17 protein-coding genes are annotated in these 19973 nt (G+C 62.3%); 12 read left to right on the top strand and 5 right to left on the bottom strand.

Annotated elements, in window-relative coordinates; genetic code table 11:
• Positions 1 to 205: 205 nt before the first annotated feature.
• From recD to CMN27_RS03990, 11 genes are all read left to right on the top strand, one after another.
• Positions 206 to 2116 (top strand): exodeoxyribonuclease V subunit alpha, encoded by a 1911-nt coding sequence (gene recD, locus CMN27_RS04040; RefSeq protein ID WP_293624123.1) that lies wholly within the window; start codon positions 206 to 208, stop codon positions 2114 to 2116.
• Positions 2117 to 2372: 256 nt separating this feature from the next.
• Positions 2373 to 3050 carry a microbial rhodopsin family protein gene (locus tag CMN27_RS04035; protein ID WP_293624122.1) on the top strand — a complete coding sequence of 226 codons (678 nt, stop codon included), beginning with the start codon at positions 2373 to 2375 and terminating at the stop codon, positions 3048 to 3050.
• Between the two features lie 133 nt (positions 3051 to 3183).
• Positions 3184 to 4098, top strand: coding sequence for a polyprenyl synthetase family protein (locus CMN27_RS04030; protein ID WP_293624121.1), 915 nt, complete (start codon positions 3184 to 3186; stop codon positions 4096 to 4098).
• Complete coding sequence (gene crtI, locus CMN27_RS04025; protein WP_293624120.1) at positions 4088 to 5572, top strand: phytoene desaturase family protein; 1485 nt, start codon at positions 4088 to 4090, stop codon at positions 5570 to 5572. Before CMN27_RS04030 ends, crtI begins: the two co-directional genes overlap by 11 nt.
• Entirely contained in the window at positions 5569 to 6465 is an 897-nt protein-coding gene (locus CMN27_RS04020; protein ID WP_293624119.1) for a phytoene/squalene synthase family protein, read from the top strand. Before crtI ends, CMN27_RS04020 begins: the two co-directional genes overlap by 4 nt.
• A complete protein-coding gene (locus CMN27_RS04015; RefSeq protein WP_293624118.1) occupies positions 6462 to 7637 on the top strand; it encodes a lycopene cyclase family protein in 1176 nt (391 codons plus the stop codon). The genes CMN27_RS04020 and CMN27_RS04015 overlap by 4 nt, the downstream gene beginning before the upstream one ends.
• Positions 7634 to 8572 carry a Brp/Blh family beta-carotene 15,15'-dioxygenase gene (locus CMN27_RS04010; RefSeq protein ID WP_293624117.1) on the top strand — a complete coding sequence of 313 codons (939 nt, stop codon included), beginning with the start codon at positions 7634 to 7636 and terminating at the stop codon, positions 8570 to 8572. Before CMN27_RS04015 ends, CMN27_RS04010 begins: the two co-directional genes overlap by 4 nt.
• Positions 8573 to 8751: 179 nt before the next feature.
• A complete protein-coding gene (locus tag CMN27_RS17425; RefSeq protein WP_366515396.1) occupies positions 8752 to 9123 on the top strand; it encodes an ATP-binding domain-containing protein in 372 nt (123 codons plus the stop codon).
• A 22-nt stretch (positions 9124 to 9145) separates the two neighbouring features.
• Entirely contained in the window at positions 9146 to 9478 is a 333-nt protein-coding gene (locus CMN27_RS04000; RefSeq protein WP_293624116.1) for a type II toxin-antitoxin system RelE/ParE family toxin, read from the top strand.
• A gap of 2 nt (positions 9479 to 9480) precedes the next feature.
• On the top strand, positions 9481 to 9813 hold the full coding sequence (locus tag CMN27_RS03995) for a helix-turn-helix domain-containing protein (RefSeq protein ID WP_293624115.1): 333 nt from the start codon (positions 9481 to 9483) through the stop codon (positions 9811 to 9813).
• A 35-nt stretch (positions 9814 to 9848) separates the two neighbouring features.
• Positions 9849 to 11894, top strand: a complete 2046-nt coding sequence (locus tag CMN27_RS03990; protein WP_293624114.1) for an AAA-like domain-containing protein — start codon at positions 9849 to 9851, stop codon at positions 11892 to 11894.
• Between the two features lie 386 nt (positions 11895 to 12280).
• On the opposite strand, the gene CMN27_RS03985 is transcribed toward CMN27_RS03990, so the two are convergent.
• The 4 genes from CMN27_RS03985 to CMN27_RS03970 all read right to left on the bottom strand — a co-directional run bounded on the left by CMN27_RS03985 (position 12281) and on the right by CMN27_RS03970 (position 16834).
• Positions 12281 to 12877 (bottom strand): AcvB/VirJ family lysyl-phosphatidylglycerol hydrolase, encoded by a 597-nt coding sequence (locus CMN27_RS03985; RefSeq protein WP_293624113.1) that lies wholly within the window; start codon positions 12875 to 12877, stop codon positions 12281 to 12283.
• Between the two features lie 814 nt (positions 12878 to 13691).
• The gene (locus CMN27_RS03980) at positions 13692 to 14450 is read right to left on the bottom strand and encodes an SDR family oxidoreductase (RefSeq protein WP_293624112.1); all 759 of its coding nucleotides are present in this window, start codon (positions 14448 to 14450) and stop codon (positions 13692 to 13694) included.
• A gap of 19 nt (positions 14451 to 14469) precedes the next feature.
• On the bottom strand, positions 14470 to 15396 hold the full coding sequence (locus CMN27_RS03975; RefSeq protein WP_293624111.1) for an alpha/beta hydrolase: 927 nt from the start codon (positions 15394 to 15396) through the stop codon (positions 14470 to 14472).
• The gene (locus tag CMN27_RS03970) at positions 15380 to 16834 is read right to left on the bottom strand and encodes an NAD(P)/FAD-dependent oxidoreductase (RefSeq protein WP_293624110.1); all 1455 of its coding nucleotides are present in this window, start codon (positions 16832 to 16834) and stop codon (positions 15380 to 15382) included. Before CMN27_RS03970 ends, CMN27_RS03975 begins: the two co-directional genes overlap by 17 nt.
• A 106-nt stretch (positions 16835 to 16940) precedes the next feature.
• On the opposite strand from CMN27_RS03970, the gene CMN27_RS03965 reads away from it, so the two are divergent.
• Complete coding sequence (locus CMN27_RS03965) at positions 16941 to 17960, top strand: AraC family transcriptional regulator (protein WP_293624109.1); 1020 nt, start codon at positions 16941 to 16943, stop codon at positions 17958 to 17960.
• 279 nt (positions 17961 to 18239) lie between these two features.
• Here CMN27_RS03965 and CMN27_RS03960 read toward each other — a convergent pair whose 3' ends face one another.
• On the bottom strand, positions 18240 to 19496 hold the full coding sequence (locus CMN27_RS03960; protein ID WP_293624108.1) for a GGDEF domain-containing protein: 1257 nt from the start codon (positions 19494 to 19496) through the stop codon (positions 18240 to 18242).
• Between the last annotated feature and the right edge of the window lie 477 nt (positions 19497 to 19973).

Here is a 19973-nt window from a genome sequence, read left to right as displayed (position 1 = left end):
CGATGCGCAGCATCGGCGCAAGACAGGGTGTCCTTTGCTTTGGTTACTTTCATTTGGACAAGCAAATGAAAGTCACTCGCGCAGCAGCGCGAAACCCCAGGCGGCAATCATCCACGCCAGTTGATTCAGGACGAGAACGGTTCGAACTATTGACCGCCGACGCCGTGGGTTCAACGCCTCAGCGCCACCTGAAACGAGGCCGCCCATGAACGACTCCCGCACCGGCGATCTGTTCGACTCCGAACCGGCCCAGCCCGAACCGAAACAGGCACCTGAGCCAGCCGCCAAGCCACAGGTCGGCACCCACACCGCAACCGAAGAAGCCAACCTCTCCGATCTCGATCTGGCCCTGGCCGACTGGGCCCGCCGCCACGGCGCGGACCGTTTAGTAGCCCGTGCCTTCGCCCTGGCGAGCTGGGCCGTTGCACAAGGCCATACCTGCCTCGCGCTGGATCAAATCCCGACCGCGTTGATGAGCACTGCCAACCAGGCCGCGCTGGCGGATGCGCTTGCCGCGAGCGATCTGGTCTTCGTGATGGACGCGAAGGCGGGCGAAGACACCCCCACCCGCCCGCTGATCCTGGAAAACGCCCGGCTCTACCTGCAGCGCTATCACGCCTACGAAACAAAGCTCGCCGAACGACTGGGCGCGCTCATGGCGGCCGAGCCGAACCCGGTGAACGTCGATACGCTCCTACCCGGCAACGGCCTGTTCGCTGCGGACGTAGCCAACCCGAATGCCACCCACTGGCAGGCCGTGGCCGCCTTCGCCGCCCTGCGCCATCACTTCACGGTGATTTCCGGCGGCCCGGGCACGGGCAAGACCTACACCATCGTGCGTCTGCTGCGCGTGCTCATCGAAGCCGCACTCAGCGACAACCAAACGCCGCCGCTCATTGCCCTGGCGGCGCCCACCGGCAAGGCCGCCGCCCGCATGCTCGAATCTGTACGCAACGGCCTGGACGACATGGGCGCCGACGCCACATTCGACAAACAGCGCGTGGAAGAACACGTCCCACAAACTGCGCGCACGTTGCATCGCCTGCTGGGGCTCACGGGCGCCACCACCCGCCCCCGCTTCAATGCCGACAACCCGCTGCCGTATGACGTGGTGATCGTCGACGAAGCGTCAATGGTCGACCTGCCCATGATGGCCAAGCTGGCCGACGCAATACGCGACGATGCACGGCTGATTCTGCTCGGCGATCGCTACCAGCTCGCCTCGGTGGAATCCGGCTCGGTACTCGCCGAGATCTGTGCCAACGCGGGGGTGAACCGCTTCACCCAGAAACAGCAGGCAGCCGCGGGGGATTTACTGGCTCAACCCATGCCGCCAGCGAACCACCGACTGGCCGACCATGTGGTCACGCTGCAAACCAGCCGTCGCTTCAACGCCGACAGCACCATTGGCCAACTCGCCGCTGCGGTGAACGCCGGCGACGAGCAAAGCGTCGAAGCGCTGTTTAACGCCGGCCACGACGATCTCGTCTATCACGCTCGTTCGGATGCCCGCGCGATCGGCCGGCTCATGGACGAACTGGCCGAGGGCTACGCCACACTGGTCGAAGCCACCGACCCCACGCTCGCCCTCGCCCAGCTTGGCCGGCAGTGCGTCCTCACCGCCGTGCGCCAGGGCCCGGCCGGCAGCGAAACCATCAACGCGGGCATTACCGAGCGCTTGGCGCGGCGCTTCGACTTCAACCCGCTGGAACCCTGGTACCACGGCCGCCCGGTGATGGTACGGCGAAACGACTACAAGACCGGTCTTTATAACGGCGACGTCGGCGTTGCGCTGGCAAATGCCGATGGCCCGCTTCGCGTCTGGTTCGAGGGCGACCACGGCCTGCGTGCGTTCCTGCCAAGCGCACTCCCCGCCCACGACAGCGTGTACGCAATGACGATCCACAAAAGCCAGGGCTCGGAGTTCGATGCCGTCACCCTCGTGCTGCCGGATTACGACGTACCGGTTCTCACGCGGGAACTGATTTATACCGGGCTGACACGGGCTCGAGAGAGGTTATCCATCTTCGCTGAAGCCTCGGCACTGCGGCGCGCGGTCAGCCGGCGCGTTGTCCGTATTTCCGGCATCGCAGCCCGTATCGCGAGCGCGAACTAGCGGGCGACGCTCGCAAAAGACCCACCAAGCCTCTTATGTGGAACGAAATATTTTCTTATTTTACCGCCAACGTTCTCGCAGGCCCGCAGCATAGGTTCCGAGAAATCAGGCGGTTATACCGCATCCCACCCGCAACGCTCCGCTTAAATCCGAAATCCTTAATTTTCGCTTAATCAATGCATGGTACATACTGAAGCTTCGTTAAGCGTTGGGTAACCGCCCGGCGTGCAGCTCTCAATCCTACGGATGCGCAACCATGTCAGAACTCACCCAACTCACGTTTCAAATCGGCTGGATCGCGATGCTGCTCGGCGGCATCGTCTTCTTCGTCATGAACCGCAGCGTGCCCGCCTCCGAGCGGCACCACGGCGTTGTCGCCATGGCCATCGTCTTTATCGCCTTTGCCAACTACCTGGCCATGGCCCGCGGCTACGGTGATGTAACCATCGATGGACACCAGATCTTCTTTGCCCGCTATGTCGACTGGGTCATTACGACCCCATTGCTCCTGCTTAGCCTGGCCCTGGTGGCCTCGCGGCGCGCCACCGAGCTAGCCGGCCTGGTCGGCGCTCTGGTGTTCGCCGATATCTACATGATCGTAACCGGCCTGGTGGGCGATCTGGTCGGCGGTGTCGACAAGTACATCTGGTGGTTCATCAGCATGGTCGCCTTCCTTGCGGTGCTCGCCATCATCTGGGGCCCGCTGCGCAAGCTGGCCGAAAACAGCCCCTACGGCAACGCCTATACCCGTCTGGCCGGTCTGCTCACCGTGCTTTGGGTGGTCTATCCCTTTGTGTGGCTGTTCGGCACCAGCGGCATGGAGGTACTGAGCCCGGGTGTCGAAGGCGTGGCCTACCTGATCCTCGATGTCTCCGCCAAAGTTGGCTTCGGATTCCTCGTCATCGGTGCCGCCAAGCAGGCTCGGATCGCCTAGGGCGAACCGGCCATAGACTCAGCCCCGGACCGTCCGCGCCTGACCGCACGCCGGGGCGGAGTCGCCAACCCAACGCCGTGGCCCAAGTGCCGCGGCGTTTCTACCCGAATTCTTCACACGACGCGGAGGCGATATGCCAGAACAGGCGATTCCGGCCCACGGTCGCGCCCGGCCTGACGCCCCGGTCGATTACAGCACGACCGCCACCACGGCGAATGCAGCCGCACACGGCATTGAGGCCGAACTCAGGCGCGATCTCGGCACGGGTGCAGCCGCGGCGATGGCGACCGCGCATCTCGATGCCGGCGGGCGACGGATTCGCGCGCGCCTCGCCCTGGAACTGATCCCGGCGACCGGAATATCGCAGAACGCCGCGATGGCCGCCGCCTGCAGCGCCGAACTGCTGCATAACGCGAGTCTCGTCCACGACGATATTCAGGACCGTACTTCGCTACGACGCGGCCAGCCGACGCTCGTGGCACGCCACGGCGCAGAAGCCGCCCTGTGTGTCGGCGATCTGTTGATCTCGGCCGCCTGGGCTGCGCTGGCACGCCTGCCCGTCGACTGCCTGCCCGCGGCAATGGGCTGCATGCACGCCGCGCTTGCCGCGACCTGCAGCGGGCAGGTCGAAGACCTGACGCATGCCTGCATCGACGAAACCGCCTATCAACGCATTGCCGCCGGCAAGTCGGGACCGCTGCTCGCCCTGCCCGTCCAGCTGATGGCGATTCTTGTCGGTCGTAGCGATCTGGACGGCGCTATCGCGAAGGTCGCCGAAGCCCTGGCCCACGGCTACCAGATAGAGGACGACCTCGCCGATGCCGCCGAGGATCGTTTGCTCGGCCGGCCGAATCTGGTCTGCCTGTACGAGGACCGTGGCTTATCAACGGTGGCGGCCCGGCGCCTCGCCGCCGAGCACGCACGCTCGGCGCTCGAGCAGGCCCGAAACGATGCCGCGGCTCTGCCGGCAGGCCTGGGCAGCAGTCTTGGCGCGCTTGCCGTCGCCATTCAGCGGCGCAACGACACCTGGAGCGCTGATGTCGCCTGAGCAGGCGCCGTCCCGCGCATTGGTCATCGGCGGCGGCTTTGGCGGCATCGCTGCCGCCCTGCGCCTGCGTGCCCGCGGCTATGCGGTGCATCTGGTGGATCGCTGCGACCAGCTGGGCGGCCGTGCGCGCGTGTTCGAGCGGGACGGCTTTCGCCACGATGCGGGGCCAACGGTACTGACCGCGCCCAGCCTTTTTCGCGAGCTGTTCGCCATGCATGGTCGCTGTCTCGACGATGTCGTCGAACTGGTCACGCCAACGCCCTGGTATCGCTTTCGCTTCGCCGACGGCGACCACTTCGACTACGGCCCCGACGAAGCCGCCACCGAGGCCGAGATCGCACGTATCCATCCGCCGGATCTAGCCGGCTATCGCGAGTTGCGGCGCTGGTGCGATGCCATTCATGCGGTCGGCTACGAACAGCTCGCCGACCAGCCGTTCCATTCGTTCAGGCGTATGCTCGGCCAGGCACCGTCGCTGCTGAAACTGCGCAGCCACGAAAGCGTGTGGCAGATGGTCTGTCGTTTTCTGGAACACGACAAGCTGCGGCGGGCGTTTTCCATCACGCCGCTGCTGGTGGGCGGCAATCCTTTTGCGACCACCTCGATCTATGGTTTGATCAACGGCCTGGAGCGAGCCGAAGGCATCTGGTTCGCCATGGGCGGCACCGGGGCGCTGATTCAGGCCCTGGCCCAACTGATGCACGAGGTGGGTATTACGGTGGAACTCGAGGCGCACGTGGAGCGCCTGATTATCGAAAACGGCGCCGCCCGCGGCGCGGTGCTCGCCTCGGGCGAACAGCGGCGTGCCGATCTGGTGGTTTCCAATATGGACCCGGCCCGGCTTTATGCCCTGCCGGATATGCCGCGGGCGATGTTTCCGGCCATACGCCGGCGCTGGGGCGAACTTTCGATGGGCCTGTACGTGCTTTACTTCGGCACCCGACGCCAGTATCCCGACGTGGCCCACCACACAGTGTGGTTCGGCGAACGCTACCGCGAGCTGCTGGCGGATATCTTCAAGCGCAAGCATCTGGCCGAGGATTTTTCGCTGTATTTACACCGACCGACCGCCACCGACCCGAGCTTTGCGCCCGCCGGCTGCGACAGCTTCTATGTGCTCTGCCCCGTGCCCAACCTCCGCGGCGGCCAGGACTGGGCGACGGAAGGCCCGCGCCTGCGTGACCGTATCGTCGCCGCGCTGGAGGCCACCCTGCTGCCCGGCCTCGCCGACACCATTACCGCCGAGTTCGCGATGACGCCCGAAGACTTTCGCCGCGACTACGACGCCGAGGCCGGCGCCGGCTTTTCTCTGTCGCCCCGCTTCACCCAGAGCGCCTGGTTTCGATACCACAACCGCGGCGAGGGCCTGGCGGATCTGTACGTGGTGGGTGCCGGTCCCCACCCCGGCGCCGGCGTGCCCGGCGTACTCAACTCGGCGCGCACCCTGGAACGGCTGCTGCCGGCACGCCCGTGAGCGAACTAAGGGAAGAGCGACGCCCGGCGCCCGGGGTACTCGTCGTACGCGGGCCGAACGCCGAGGCCGCGCAGCGGCTGATGGATCGCCACGCCCGCAGCTTTGCACCGGCGGCCCGCTTCATGCCGCGTCACGAACGCGATGATATCGCCCGGCTGTATGCCATCTGTCGAACCGCCGACGATCTGGCCGACGAAGCGCCGCCCGACGTCGGGCGTGTTCGCCTGGATGCAATCCGGGCCGATCTGTACAACGAATCGACCCGCGACCGCATCGCTTTCGAAGCCCAGTCGCTGTTCAACGAGACACCCGCCGGCCTCGACGCCTTCGGCCGCCTGCTCGACGGTCTGCGCCGGGACCTCGACCCGCTGTGTCTGGAGGACGATGCCGACCTGGATCGCTACGCGGACGCCGTCGCGGGCACGGTCGGCGAAATGGTCTGTGCCCTGTTTGATATCCCATCCGTCCATCGGCCACAGGCGATCGCCCTCGGCCGGGCGATGCAGTTCACCAATATCGCTCGCGATGTGCGAGAAGACGCCGTACGCGGGCGGCGTTATCTGCCCGCCACGCGTTGCCCGGCAACCCCCGCCGAGATCGCGGGGCGTGAGCCGGGCGCGGTCGACGCCGCAGCCTCCGCGACCCGCGCCATTCTGGATCGTGCCGACGGCTTGTATCGCGACGGGCGCGCCGGCCTCATCGCGCTGCCGCTACGCCTGCGCCTGGCCGTCGCCGTCGCGGCACGTCTCTATCAGGGCATTGGCGGCGTTATTCGCCGCCAGCAGGCCAACCCGCACGCGCCGCGGGCGGTCGTGCCCGTCTGGCGAAAAATCGGGCTGGCGCTCGTGGGCATCACCGATGCGCTGTTCGCCCGTCGGCACGCTTCGCGATGACCGCACGTGCCGAGCCCGTGGACCTGGTCATTCTCGGCGGCGGGCTGGCCGGGCTGACGCTTTGCGAAGCCCTGGCCGGGCGCGGGCTGAGCGTGCTCGTACTCGAGGCGCGGCATGAATACACCACCGATCGCACCTGGAGCTTCTGGAGCGCCGCCAACGAGCCCGACCCCTGGCCGGGCGAACAAGGCCGCTGGGATCGCTGGCAGGTTCGCGACGGCGAGCGCCCACCCGTCAAGTGCAGCGCCCCGGGCTGGCAGTACGTCAGTCTGGACGCCGGCGCCTGGCTCAAGGCGCAGACCGAGCGGATCGCATCCGACCCCGACCAGCGGCTTGCCATGGGGCGCGAGGTTGTCGACCTGGATTTCAGCGCGGCCGACGTACAGGTTCGCTTACGGAGCGCCATCAATCCCACGGTAATAGAAACGGTCGCGGCCCGCCGGGCGGTCGATGCCCGCCTGGACTGGCGGCGTGCGCCCACGCCGGCCTATGCCCAGCATTTTCTTGGCTACGAGGTCGAAAGCGAGGCCGCTGTCTTCAACCCGCGCGTGGCCGGCCTAATGGAATTCAAGCCCGGTGCGATAGCAGGCGACGGCGTCGATTTCGTCTACCTGCTGCCGTTTACCGAGCGTCGCGCCCTGGTGGAGGTCACGCGTTTTTCGGCTGCCGCCCCATCATGGAACTCCCTGCAAACCTGGCTGGGCGCCGAGCTGCGCGAGCGCTGCGGTGCGCGCCCGATGCGCGTGTATCGCAGCGAAACCGCCAGCCTGCCCATGACGGTCACCACGCCGCAGCGCTCGGCCCACCCCGGGCGTTATCTCGCCATCGGCCAGCGCGCGGGCGTCAACCGCGGCGCGACCGGCTACGCCTTTCGCCGCATTCGGCGTCAGTGCCAGCAGCTTGCCGACGCTCTCTGCCGCCACGGCTACCTGCCCAGCGCCGCCCCCGACCCCGGTGGGCCAATCGAACGCGGCATGGACCGGCTGTTCCTGCGGGTCATCCGTCGTCGGCCCGACCTCGCGCCGCGCCTGTTCGCCGACCTGTTCGCAGGTTGTCCGCCCGCCCGCCTGGTGCGGTTCCTCGACGACCGCCCCAGCCTGCTGGACCGAATCGCCGTCATCACCGCCTGTGCACGCCCGGCGTTCGCAGCCGGCCTGATCGGGCCGAAATGAAGCCGCCGGTAGCACTCAAACGCCATACCGCAGTGTTCGCGGTCGCCACCGCCGCGGTACTGGGCGTCGCCCTGTGGCTCACGGGCTCGGGCGGCGACAGCTCCGTGCCCATCCTGACCGCACTTGCCATCGCCGTATTGTTCGGCATGCCCCACGGCGCCCTGGACCTGCCACGGGCCCGTATCGAGCTCGGCTTGACCCGGCGCGGCCCGCTGGCCGTTTTCTTCGTGGTCTACCTCGGCCTGGTCGCCGCCTGCATCGCCCTCTGGTGGTGGCAACCGCGGTTCGCGCTGGCCGGCTTTCTGATGTATTCCGCCTGGCACTTCGCCGGCGACTGGCGCTTCGACGACCGCCTGGCCGCCTGGGCCGGCGGCCTTACAACCATCGGCGCGCCCACGCTCTGCCATTCCGACCGCGTCACCGAAATACTCAATCAGATTACCGCCGGCGCCGACGTCAGCCTCATCGTCGCCGCCGCCGCGCTCGCGGGCGTCGCCGGGCTGGCCCTGTTCGCCAAGCGCTGCCTGCACCACCGCGATCGCGCCAGCCTCGAACTCGCCCTGCTCTGGCTGCTAGCCCTGACCCTACCACCCCTCGCCTTCTTCGCCGTCTACTACGGTGCCCTGCACGCCCTGCGCCAGACCCATTGCGTGCTTGCCGGGCTCTGCCATGCACGAACACGGGCTCTAGGCGAAGCACTGCTGTCGTCGCTAGCGGTAATTGCGGCCGGCGCACTCGCGGCCATATTGCTGACCGCCTGCCTCGGCATTTCGCCAGATGACGCCCTGCTATGCGCCGTGTTCATCGGCCTGGCCGCGCTCACCGTCCCGCATATGTTGCTTGACGCCCTGCTGCAGCGCGCCCATCGAATCCGCAGCCGCAGCGGACGAAACCCGACCGTCGCACAGTATCCACACCCCCGTCCGCCGCAATAAGCCCGGCCCGCCTGACCCGCCCGCTTTCACAGAACATCGCACGCGTAACAGCAAGTCCACTGGCTTGATCGAGCCCGCCATACGCACCCAATCATCAAGGCGCGAACGAGCAAATCTCTTGTCAGGCCGGGCGTCTTCACATCCATCGGAATACGGCGTATCAGCACAGCCGGTGCGTTGTGATTAGCCCAAATGGCTACAAAACCGGGCTTTATAGCGGCGACGTTGGTATTGCGCTTAAAAACCAAGACGGGCAACTTAGAGTCTGGTTCGAGGGGGATAACGCCCTGCGTGGGTTCCTGCCAAGCGCGCTGCCCGCACACGATTGCGTGTATGCAATGACGATCCACAAGAGCCACGGTTCGGAGTTTGATTCCGTGACGCTCGTGTTACCGGTTTTGACTCGGGAGTTGTTTTATACGGGGTTAACGAGGGGACGGGAGCAGTTGTCGATTTACTCGCAGCGAAACGCGCTTGAGCAAACCGTTACTCGTCGCGTCTTGAGAGTATCGGGGTTAGCAGAGCGCATCGCTCAACCTGGCGAAAAGTAATCCATTGGCGTACCATCCTCGTATGCAGACCGTAGCCGAGACGCCGGAGTTCTCGCGCAAGATTCGCAAGTTGATCGGTGATGCTGACTACCAAGCGCTAATCGCGTATCTGGCAGAACATCCAAAAGCCGGCGACCTCATGCGAGGCACCGGCGGCATACGAAAGCTTCGATGGGCTCCCGACGGATCCGGCAAAAGCGGTGGCGTTCGTGTCGTCTACTACTTTCACGACGAACGCATACCCCTTTATCTGCTTACGATTTTCGGCAAGAACGAAAAGACCAATATCTCTCAAGCTGAACGCAACGCACTTGCTCAGCTTGTCGCACTGCTCACCAAGACAGCAGGAGTCTAGACATGAGCGACGCGTTTGAAAGTATCAAGGCCGGTCTTGAACAGGCGATCGCGCATCAAGCGAATAAGCCAAATGACGTTGTCGTACACGAGATGTCGGCTACAGACGTTAAAGCTGTGCGCGTTAAGGTTGGTATGACCCAGCGTCAGTTTGCCGCTTCTTTCGGTATCAGTCTCGGGACGTTGCGGCATTGGGAGCGCGGCGATAGACAGCCGCATGGGCCAGCTAGAGTTTTGCTCAACGTGTTAAATCGTCGGCCCGATGCGGTACTTGGGGCGCTTACTGAAGCGGGTAGCATTGCATCGGCGCACGACGCAAGACCTGACCCCAATTAGCCCCGCATCGACTCACAAACTAGCGAAGCTTGCACATGGCTATTAACGACCAAGCATTCAGAAGTTACTTTTCCGACAGGCCGGACGAAGCGAAACTCGCCGCGCGCCTCGACGAAGCGTTCGATATCACCTTCGGAAAAACTCAAGGCGAAAAAGCTTTTTGGATCGCTGCGCCTAAAAAACATACGCGTGAGCGGTTCGGACTAGCTCAGGAAATACTAGTAATTTTTTCCGCACATGCAAAAACAGACGCCAGAGTATTAACCGCGATAGAAAATATTAGCCGTAATCCCGACTTTAAACATCGCCTAGACCGAGTACTCTATTTGTTGGTACACGCCGGCGACCAAGCTGACGCAGAAAACCTAGTAGCGACCGATCCGGATCGGGTAATCGTTCCGTTTAGCGCCGCAGAGCTCGATAGCAGTTCCCGGGGAACGCTTTTCGTCCGATCGCGGATAGCTGAGCATTTTGGCCAAATCGATCTTTTCGGCATGTCCTCTCCGATCACATCGGATAGATATTTCTTCGGCCGGGAGCAGCTAGTTCAAGAACTAGTCATTAGATCAACAACAAGCGCCCAGAACTCCGGACTTTTTGGACTTCGCAAAACCGGCAAGACTTCGGTATTACGGGCATTCGAACGCCGGGTAGACAACTACAATACCCTTACTGAGTACATTGATTGCCATAGCCCAGGCATACATTCGGGAAGATGGTGGCAAGTACTCGAAAATATCGCGGAGCGTTTGAAGAAAAGATTGAAATTCCATTTCAAACGCAACGCGGATCTGACGCTTGAATATGACTCGAATAATGCCAGCACGCGCTTTTCATCGGATATACAGACTCTGATCGCATCAGGGAGTCTAACGCGCATAGCAATCCTCTTGGACGAAGTTGAGTACATAACCCCAACGATTAGCGGCGCACTTGGTCAGCATTGGGATTCGGATTTCTTACCATTCTGGCAAACCATTCGCGCGGCACATCAGGAATCAAAAGGGCAACTTGTTTTTATTATTGCTGGGGTTAACCCCGCGGCACTCGAAACTCCTACATTTAACTCAATTACTAACCCGATATTTCAAATCGCCCCAGCGATCTATCTAGAGCCATTCGAACGCAGCAGCGTTCGCCAGATGGTTCGAACATTAGGTAAATATGCCGGCGTCAAGTTCGATGAAAAGGTTTACGACTACCTTACCGATACATTTGGAGGACATCCGTACCTAATTCGAATCGCATGCAGCGAGCTGTGGCGAACAAAATACACCGCCGATCCCGAAAAAGCGATTTTTATAGAGATCGAGGATTTCGAGGCTATAAGAAATCAGATTTCAGCGAGGCTATCTCAGCCGATTAGGGACATACTGCTTTCTCTAGTCTGGTGGTACCCGGAGGAATACCAACTTCTGCAGATACTAGCTGAGGGCGATAAAGATTTTGTTAAAGATTATGTGGAGCAAAGCGAAGAAAAGCTTATAAAGTTTGCTCGCTATGGAATTCTAAAACTTGAGAATAGCGCTGAATTCGCAATAGGTGACGTCAAAGAGTTTCTTAATTCACATGGAGAAGGGTACCAAAAAGAAATCACGCCTTTTATGCGTTCAGACATGCCTCCAGAGCTACTGCCAGAAGTTCCAGACAAAGCTACTTTAGCTCTTCTTTTTGAAAAACGTGTTGAGGTCGAGACCAAGCTTCGAAGAACTATAATTTTTTACTTCGGGGTCCATTATAACTGGGATAACAAAACGATATCTAAGGCTCTTTCGGACGGACTTAAGAAAAGGTCAGATCGGCCAGACCCAGCGGCGTTATTTGTCGGGACAACGCCTCAAAAAGTAATGAATGAGCTCTACTTTCTCGACTTGCGCGAAATAATTTTATATAACTGGAACGTCTTTTCTGCGCTTTTTGAAAATAAGAAGAAATGGTTTACCATGAATATGGATACAATAAACACGGCGCGGCGAGTGGATGCGCATACCAAACCGGTTTCGCCTGAAGAAATTGACGAGTTTAATAACGCTTACGGTTGGGTGATGCGTCACTTATCTAAACTTCCCGATCAAATCTAATCGTCGGCGCTTTGCGGGATCGGGTGACCGGAAACGAAACCGCGAAACCGGGTACAGTAAGAGGCGTCCCAGACATAATGAGCGCGCGCGATCCGGGCGCGATCCGGGGACAGTATACTCAAATCTTCCGCCCTGCTTCACTATACGCCCGATCCCGCGCGCGAGCCCAGGTTTAGGGCTTCTATCGTGGATCCTGCCTGGGGCGTTCAAGCTCCGCAGCCAACCTGCTCCAACCGCTCTTCGGAGCTCCGGAGACAGTATATTTATCTCGACTTTTGCTGCTGGCCGCATACAGCCCCAGCAGCCATGATCCAGCGGCGCGCGATGCTCAAGCGGAAAGATCATATCGAGCGCCGTCTGCCCCACCGCACGACTACACCACACCCTTAACCATCGTCAGGCTGTCCGGTAGCAGCAATTCGCTGCTGCAAGCGGGCAGCAAGTCGCTCGTATTCATGATTGAAGTGATGCCCGCCGGGCAATGCGATGACGTTCAGACCTGCGGCTTGAAGTTCTTCGCATATCGCCTCCGGGTCGTCTACGCCGTAGATGCATGTCGTGCGATCGGCCGGCAGGCGTCGGGCCTCGGGTAATACCGCTTGGCCTTGCGGGCCCAGGCCGAACAACGAGAGCGGGTGATACTCGAACGTGATGTGGCTGGCCAGGCCCAGCAATACGATAGCGCTGACCTGTTTTTGAGTATCTGCCGGCAGCCGGTTATAGAGAAATGGCATCACATCGGTGCCGCGGGAGTAGCCCATGAGGGCGACATGGCGCAGCCGCCAGCGTTTGCGATACGTCTCAATGACGCGATCTAGATCGGCGGCGGCTTGGCCGGGCTTGCGGGCCCGCCAGTAATAGCGCAGCGAATCCCAACCGACCACCCCATACCCCGCCTGGACCAGCGATTGGCCCACGGCTTTATCGAGCGCTGCCCAACCGCCATCGCCGGAAAGCATGACGACCAGGGTGTCGGTTGCCACGGTGTTCGGGCCAGCATGCGGTTATCGCGGGTGAACCACGAGCGGCAGATCGGCGACGGCGGGCGCGACAGGTTCGCTGCCGAGATGGAATACGCAACCCGGAGAGCCTATGAGAATGGCCGCAAAGCCGAGCAACCAGGCTGCCCGCTCGAGAAGAAATCGCCGATTCATAGCCTTTGCACCGAACAGCTCCATTTCTCGGTAGACATCAGCCGACGCTACGCCATGGGGCGGCTATCGCCTTGTTGCGTTCTGGCGCTCGCGTAGCGAGCTCGGGCCGCCTACATCCTAACCTCGATCAGATACCCCGTGTCTATTGCGCGCCCGAGATATGGTCGCTAGCCGGGTCCGCGCTCGTACAGGCAAGCGGATCGTTGGAACCCGTAGGCGGTTTTGGCCCGCCGGCGAGCCACAGCATCGGCACTAGCAGAATCGACGGCCGCCGATTGCGGAGATCGTACTCGTTGGCTTTGAAGTAGCCGACAAACAAAGCGCCTAGAACGGGTACAAACCACACCACGGCGACCTGTGCCACGCGTCGTCCAGCGGGCTCAGTGACGTTCAGAACAAGAAACGTAATCGCGATTTGCAGACAAAGGCAGGCCAGTATCATCGCCGCCAGAAGCGCGTATGCCGCGTGTGACATATGAATCGCAAGTAGTAGCTCTGGGAGAACGTATACGCAGCCCACCCCACCGCCACTCTAGTTCGCCCGATCCGATCTATGCTCGTTGGGATTCAGCAGCGCGTTGAGCGAACAGTTCGGCGTTTAAACCGCCGCGCCCGTGGCCGTGCGCCCCGCATCGCCCGCGGCTTAGCGGCTCAATAGCCGCATCACTTCCCGGGTGAAGCTGCGCGGCGTGAGTTTTTCCATCAGCACGGTAAGCCGAAACGACAGCCCGACCGGCGTGTGGACGCGATGTCCCTGCAGGGCTTTCTCGGCCGCCTCGGCGATGTCGTCGGCGCTGAGCTTCACACCCATGCGTTTGACCACGGGCGCCTGCCATTGCTGGCCGCGCACCATGCGGGTGTCCACGAAGGGGGGCATCAGATCCTGCACGGTGACGCCGTGGCGCTGCCATTCCAGGTTGAGCGCTTCGGTGAGGCCGCGCACCGCGAATTTGGAGGCCGAGTAGACCGCCATATCCGGCACGCCGTAGAGCGCGGAGGCCGAGCTCATGTTGAGCACGCGCCCGTTCGGCGCTTGCTTCAGATGTGCCAGCGCGGCCCGGCACATGTTCAACAAGCCGCGTACGTTGATGTCGAGCATCAGGGCGTGGTCGGCCTCGGGGATTTCTTCTAGCGGGCCCATGCGCAGCACGCCGGCGCTGTTGAACAGCACGTCGATACCGCCCTGCTGGGAAGCGAACTCGTCGGCGGCGGCCTGGCAGGCGTGTGCGTCGCGTACGTCCAGGGCCCGGCACCAAATCCGTTCGCCCAGCGCAGCGCAGACTGTTTCCAGGCCGTCAGCGTCGATGTCCAGCAACCCCACGTACCAGCCGCGGGCATGGAAGCGGTGCGCGGTGGCCAGCCCGATGCCGCTGGCGGCACCGGTGATCAGGATACGTTTCATGGTTTCTCCCGGGGTTCGTTTAGTTTTGTTCGTGGGCAAGGAAGTCGGCGATGGCGTCGATGGCCCAATCGGCATCCTCGAGTACGCCGGCGTGCAACTGAAAGACGTGCCAGCGCTGCGGATATAGCTGGTAGCGGGCACGGGTGTCGCTGTCGGCCAGGACGGCGGCCAGGCGGTCGCTGTCGCCGCGCAGAATTTCGTCGCTGCCGCACTGAATCAGCAGCGGCGGCAGACCGTTGAGATCGCCCCGCAGCGGGGAGACTTGCGGGCGCGCTCGGTCATCGCCGGCATAGCTCAGGGCAGCGGCATCGAGCCATTTCCAATTGAGCATTACCTCGCCCGGCATACGGTGCGGCGTGTGTTCGAGGCTCAGGTCGAGCCAGGGCGAGAGCAGCACCCCGGCCGCCGGGGCCGGCAGCGTGGCGTCATCGCGCAGACGTCGCAGCAGCGCCAGCGCCAGGCCCGCGCCGGCAGAATCGCCCGCAATGGCCAGCCGGCGCAGATCGTGGCCCTGCGCCACCAAGCCGCGATACACCGCGACCGCGTCGTCCAACGCGGCCGGAAAGGGATGTTCCGGCGCCAGCCGATAGCCCGGCACCGCCACGGTGGCGTTCAGGCGTTTGGCCAGATGGGTGGTCAGCGCCCGGTGGGTGCCGGGCGAGCCGCTGACGTACCCGCCGCCATGCAGATACAGCAGCGTCAGCGCCTGGCCATCGCCGACCCATTCCACGGGCACCGACTCGATGTGGGCGTTGAAGCGCACCACGCCTCGTGCTGGCAGCGTGATACTGGATACCGCTTTCAGCCAGCGTCGTTGCAGGCTCAGCGGCGCGCGCACCGTGAACGCGGGCATCAGCAAGGGTTTCAGCAGGGCGCGCAGCGTGGCGGCGATCAGGCGCTGGATTGCACTTGGCGGCGCCCCGCCGATTTCACGAGGACAGCTCATAATCGCGGGTATCCAGCGTCTGGGTACGGCGCCGGTAGGTAAAGGTGAACCCCGGCCAGTTGTTGGTGTTCTTGCCGCTTTCGGTCTTGTACCAGCTGTGGCAGTCCTTGTCCCAGACGGTATGGCGGATCTGCTCTTGCAGATCGCTGTTGAAGCGATCCTGCACGTCGGCGTCGACGTCCATGAAGCGATGCCCGCCCTGTTCCAGCACCTCCAGCGCGCTCATCACATAGGCAATCTGCGATTCGAGCATATAGACGATGGAGTTGTGGCCCAGATTGGTGTTGGGCCCGTAAAGCATGAACATATTGGGGAAGCCATGGACGTTGATGCCCAGATAGGCTTCGGCCCCGTCGCGCCAGGCATCGTTGAGATCACGGCCCTCACGCCCGAGGATGGTCATCGGCGCGAGAAAATCAGTGGCCTGGAAACCCGTGCCGTAGATCAGCACGTCCGCTTCGTGATGCTGACCCTTGGCGTCCACAACACCGGTTTCGGTGATCGCGCCCACGCCGCCGGTATGCACCTCGATGCCATAGCGTTCGATGGCCTGGAAATAGTCATTGGAAATGAGGATGCGCTTGCAGCCCAGCGGGTAATCCGGGGTGAGCTTCTCGCGCAGCTGCGGATCCGATATGCAGCGTTTGAGATAGCGTTTGAACAGGCGCTGGTAGAAGCCCATCGCCGACTGAACGGCGGTGAAGCCCAGCACGCGAGCCTCGTTCTGGGCATAGATCCGGCCCCGATCGAGTTTCTGAAGCAGGGGCATCCGTTCCATCAATTTCTGTTCGGCGCTGGAATAGACACGGTCCGGCTTGGGAATCACATAGGCCGCGGAGCGCTGGAACAGCCGCACCTTTTTTGCCTGTTTGGCGACTTCGGGCACGAACTGAATGGCGCTGGCACCCGTGCCCACCACCGCCACCGTTTTGCCCACGAGATCCACGTCGTGATCCCAGCGTGCGCTATGGAACGCCGGCCCCTGAAAACGCTCGCGCCCCGGTATGGACGGCCAGGCGGGCCGGTTGAGCTGGCCAGTGGCGGTGATGAGCACGCGGGCGTGGATCTCGCCATGGGGGGTGCGGATATGCCAGAGCCCGGCCGCTTCGTCGAAGCGCGCCTGTTCTACCTCGGTATTAAAACGCAGATGCGGATGCAGACCGTAGTCGTCGGCGCATTGACGCAGATAGGCGAAGATCTCTGCCTGCGGCGCAAAGCGGCGCGACCAGTCGAATTTTTTGGCGAAGGAGAACGAATACAGCCGCGAGGGCACATCGCAGGCCGCACCCGGGTAGGTATTGTCCCGCCAGGCGCCACCCACCTCGCCTTCCTTTTCCAGGATCACCAGCGAATGCTTGCCGCGCTGTTTCAAGGCAATGGCCATGCCTATGCCGCCAAAACCCGCGCCGATAATGGCAACGTCGTGGCTTTCAGCCATGCGCATCTCCTCATTGTTCGTTATTGTTCGGCGACTCTAGCCGACTCGCGAGCCGCTTTTTATGGCACCATCGGACGAATAATTGTGGAAATCGGACAGATACTCGATGTCGGACCGGGCCATCGTCAGCGTGCGCATGCAGGTGGACTTCGGCGTTGAACACGGGGTGTCCACGACACGGCTGCTTGCCGGTAGCGGGCTCAGCGACGCTTCGTTAAGCCAACCGGACGTCTTCGTAACGCGTGAACAGGAGCTCACGGTCGTCGCCAATCTCTGCGGCGAGCTGGGCGACCGCGCCGAACTGGGCCTGGCCATGGGCCGGCGTTATCACCTGAGCAGCTACGGTGTCTGGGGTTTTGCCCTGCTCAGTAGCGGAACCTTTCGGGACGCGGTTATTCTTGGCTTGCGCTATCTCGATCTGACCTATGCCTTCAACCGCATCACCCTCGAAGAGCAGGCAACCGAGGCCGCGCTGATCATCGACAACGGCGATCTGCCGGCCGGCGTCGGGGCCTACCTCCTGGCCCGGGATCTGAGCGCCATCGCGACGATCCAGCACGAGCTTTTCGATGCCACGCTGCCCTGGTCGAGCATCGAGCTGACCCTGCCGGCCCGTCCGCCCGGCCCGTTCGAGGCGCAATTCGGCGTCACCCCGACGTTCGAACAAGCACACAACCGGGCACGGTTTCCGACAAGCTACCTTGACCGCCCCCTGCCCCATGCCAACCCGGCCGCGGCGCATCTATGCGAACAACAGTGCGAACAATTGGTGGCCCGAACAGGCCATCGGGCCGGCATGGCAGCCCGCGTGCGCGAGCGCCTGCTGGCCAGGCCGGGGTATTTCCCGAGCATGGACGCGTTGGCTACCGAACTCGGGGCGACCACGCGCACCCTGCGCCGACGGCTGGCCGCAGAAGGCGCGGGCTACCGCGAGTTACTTGACGAGGTGCGTCGTATGCTTGCCGAGCAATGGCTGCTGATGGGCGCGCTGACGCAGGAAGACATCAGCGACCGGCTCGGCTTTTCCGAGGTGTCCAATTTCGTGCATGCGTTCAGACGGTGGACAGGGCAAACGCCCGCCCGTTTTCGCCGCCACGCGCAGACACCGCGCGGCCTTGCGCGCTGATGCGCCGACCGCGACCGTAGCGCGGGGTATCACCATGCCCAGCGACCGGGCCGACCGGCCACCGGCGATCCCGGGGCCGTATACCGATCTCAAAACGCGTCATATTGGACCTCACTTGGGCTACCCGACGCAGATACCACTCGGCTCGCCGGTGGTGAGTTCAGCGCCGAGCACAGCCATTTCGGCTGAGCCTAGAACCGCGCCGCTCGGAATTCTTAATAGGGGCACGGCCGCATGATTAAAGTCGAGAGAACGCCCGCCCCGACCGCGCTGTGGGAGTTAGACGAATGCGTCCTTGACCATGTCCCGCGCGTCCTGCTGATCGTGGCGGCTTACGCAGTTGCGCCCCGAACGTTTGCCGTTGTACAGAGCCGCATCCGCGCGGGCCACGGCCGCTTCAAGCGACTCCGACAGGTCGGACGGCATCGCGCTCACACCGAAGGTGGCCGTGACCGACAATGGTTCGTTGCCTTTGAGCAGGTCGGTTTCGATGACCGTGTCGGCGACCGCCGCGCGTAGATCCTCGGCAATACGTACCGCGGTATCGAGCGTGGCACCGACAAGCATGATGATGAACTCTTCCCCGCCCCACCGTGCGAGATGGTCGGTTTCGCGTAGATTGGCCGCGAGGGTTTCACTCACGGTTTGCAGCACGCGGTCGCCTACGTCGTGCCCATGTGTATCGTTGATCTGCTTGAAATGATCGATGTCGCAAAGAATCAGCGCCAGGGACGCGCCGGTACTCTCCTGGCGCTCTTTTTCGAATCGCCAGGCGTCAACCATGCTGCGGCGGTTGAGCAGACTTGTGAGCGAATCGGTGGTGGCGAGCAGATGCAGTTGGCTTTCTGCGCGTTTGATCAACCAGAAATAGTTGCCAACCATAAAGATGAGGATCGACAACGCTGCTGTCAGATTGAAATAGTGCAGCCCGTCCACGACGTGCTCGGGCAGCGCGTGAATCGGCGCCCGGCTACGAACCAGAACATCCATGGCAATGACGAAAATAGTGGCGCCGGTGACGGAAAGAATCTTGGTAGGAAGGCGTTGAAAATCGGCAACGATCAGTACTGGGATCGCGAGGATCGCGTAGAAATAGAACCCGGTTTCCCAACCGACCCAGTACGACGCCAGCATTGCGTGGGCAAGTACTTCGAATATCACGAAAGAAAAGGCGATCCACGGGGCAAGGCCACGAGTGAGCAGAAACGCGGATGTTGCGTAAAGACTCACGCTGCCGACGTTCACCAGCGCCAGTCCGGTGACGCCGTTCAGGTAGAACAGAAGTACGAAAGAGGAATGGCATACAACGCCGATACAGGACGTGCCGAGCATCAGGCGCCAGAAGGACCGGGCGGCGCGGTGAGTGGAATCCAGCGCGCTGTTCGCCCGCTGACGGTTCTCTTCGAGTTGTCTTATCACGAAAGCGAGGCTCCCTGTTCGCAATTCCTGACCGACCCGGTTCCCCACAGGGCCTGCTTGTATGACGTATATCGGCAGAGGCGTCCCCTTTTTTAAGCGACGCCCGCGCGCTCTCAACCTATTTCATGCGTGCCACAGCAATGCTGATTACCGCTCCTTTATATCGCTACTCAGCATATCCCCCGGCCGCGATAAGCCGCGGTCCGCACGGGCGGACGACGTAGCCATTCCCTGCGGGCGCCATCGATGTAGTCGCATAGAGCTCGGAGCCAGCCACCCAGGTCTCGGACCTGCGATGCGCGTGCGAAACCGCTTGCATACTGCGTTCACCGCTTGCCAGACGGAGCCTGACGGTGCCGTAGCTTTGCGTACGTTACGCTCAATGGAGATTGGGGATGACACGTTTACGCCGTGACGCTGCACCGTTTTCGAGCAAATACGCGGCGCATACCGTTTCCGGATTCGCCAGCGTCGGCATGCACGCCGAAGTCAGACTTGGTAACTATTGTTATCTGCCGATCGGCTAGCGACACACGAGCAGCGAATTCGCTGTGGCGGCGGCCTGCAGGCGTGGATTTCGCTGCGCAAGAACGG

This window comes from Salinisphaera sp., assembly GCF_002729955.1.
Classification (GTDB): Bacteria; Pseudomonadota; Gammaproteobacteria; order Nevskiales; family Salinisphaeraceae; genus Salinisphaera.
This window is presented reverse-complemented; position numbering and strand designations above follow the sequence as displayed.

Excerpts from the sequence above, each read along its gene's own strand:
- recD (WP_293624123.1), top strand. The coding sequence starts at position 206 with ATGAACGACTCCCGCACCGGCGATCTGTTCGACTCCGAACCGGCCCAG.
- CMN27_RS04035 (WP_293624122.1), top strand. The coding sequence starts at position 2,373 with ATGTCAGAACTCACCCAACTCACGTTTCAAATCGGCTGGATCGCGATG.
- CMN27_RS04030 (WP_293624121.1), top strand. The coding sequence starts at position 3,184 with ATGCCAGAACAGGCGATTCCGGCCCACGGTCGCGCCCGGCCTGACGCC.
- crtI (WP_293624120.1), top strand. The coding sequence starts at position 4,088 with ATGTCGCCTGAGCAGGCGCCGTCCCGCGCATTGGTCATCGGCGGCGGC.
- CMN27_RS04015 (WP_293624118.1), top strand. The coding sequence starts at position 6,462 with ATGACCGCACGTGCCGAGCCCGTGGACCTGGTCATTCTCGGCGGCGGG.
- CMN27_RS04010 (WP_293624117.1), top strand. The coding sequence starts at position 7,634 with ATGAAGCCGCCGGTAGCACTCAAACGCCATACCGCAGTGTTCGCGGTC.
- CMN27_RS04000 (WP_293624116.1), top strand. The coding sequence starts at position 9,146 with ATGCAGACCGTAGCCGAGACGCCGGAGTTCTCGCGCAAGATTCGCAAG.
- CMN27_RS03995 (WP_293624115.1), top strand. The coding sequence starts at position 9,481 with ATGAGCGACGCGTTTGAAAGTATCAAGGCCGGTCTTGAACAGGCGATC.
- CMN27_RS03990 (WP_293624114.1), top strand. The coding sequence starts at position 9,849 with ATGGCTATTAACGACCAAGCATTCAGAAGTTACTTTTCCGACAGGCCG.
- CMN27_RS03980 (WP_293624112.1), bottom strand. The coding sequence starts at position 14,450 with ATGAAACGTATCCTGATCACCGGTGCCGCCAGCGGCATCGGGCTGGCC.
- CMN27_RS03975 (WP_293624111.1), bottom strand. The coding sequence starts at position 15,396 with ATGAGCTGTCCTCGTGAAATCGGCGGGGCGCCGCCAAGTGCAATCCAG.
- CMN27_RS03970 (WP_293624110.1), bottom strand. The coding sequence starts at position 16,834 with ATGGCTGAAAGCCACGACGTTGCCATTATCGGCGCGGGTTTTGGCGGC.
- CMN27_RS03965 (WP_293624109.1), top strand. The coding sequence starts at position 16,941 with ATGTCGGACCGGGCCATCGTCAGCGTGCGCATGCAGGTGGACTTCGGC.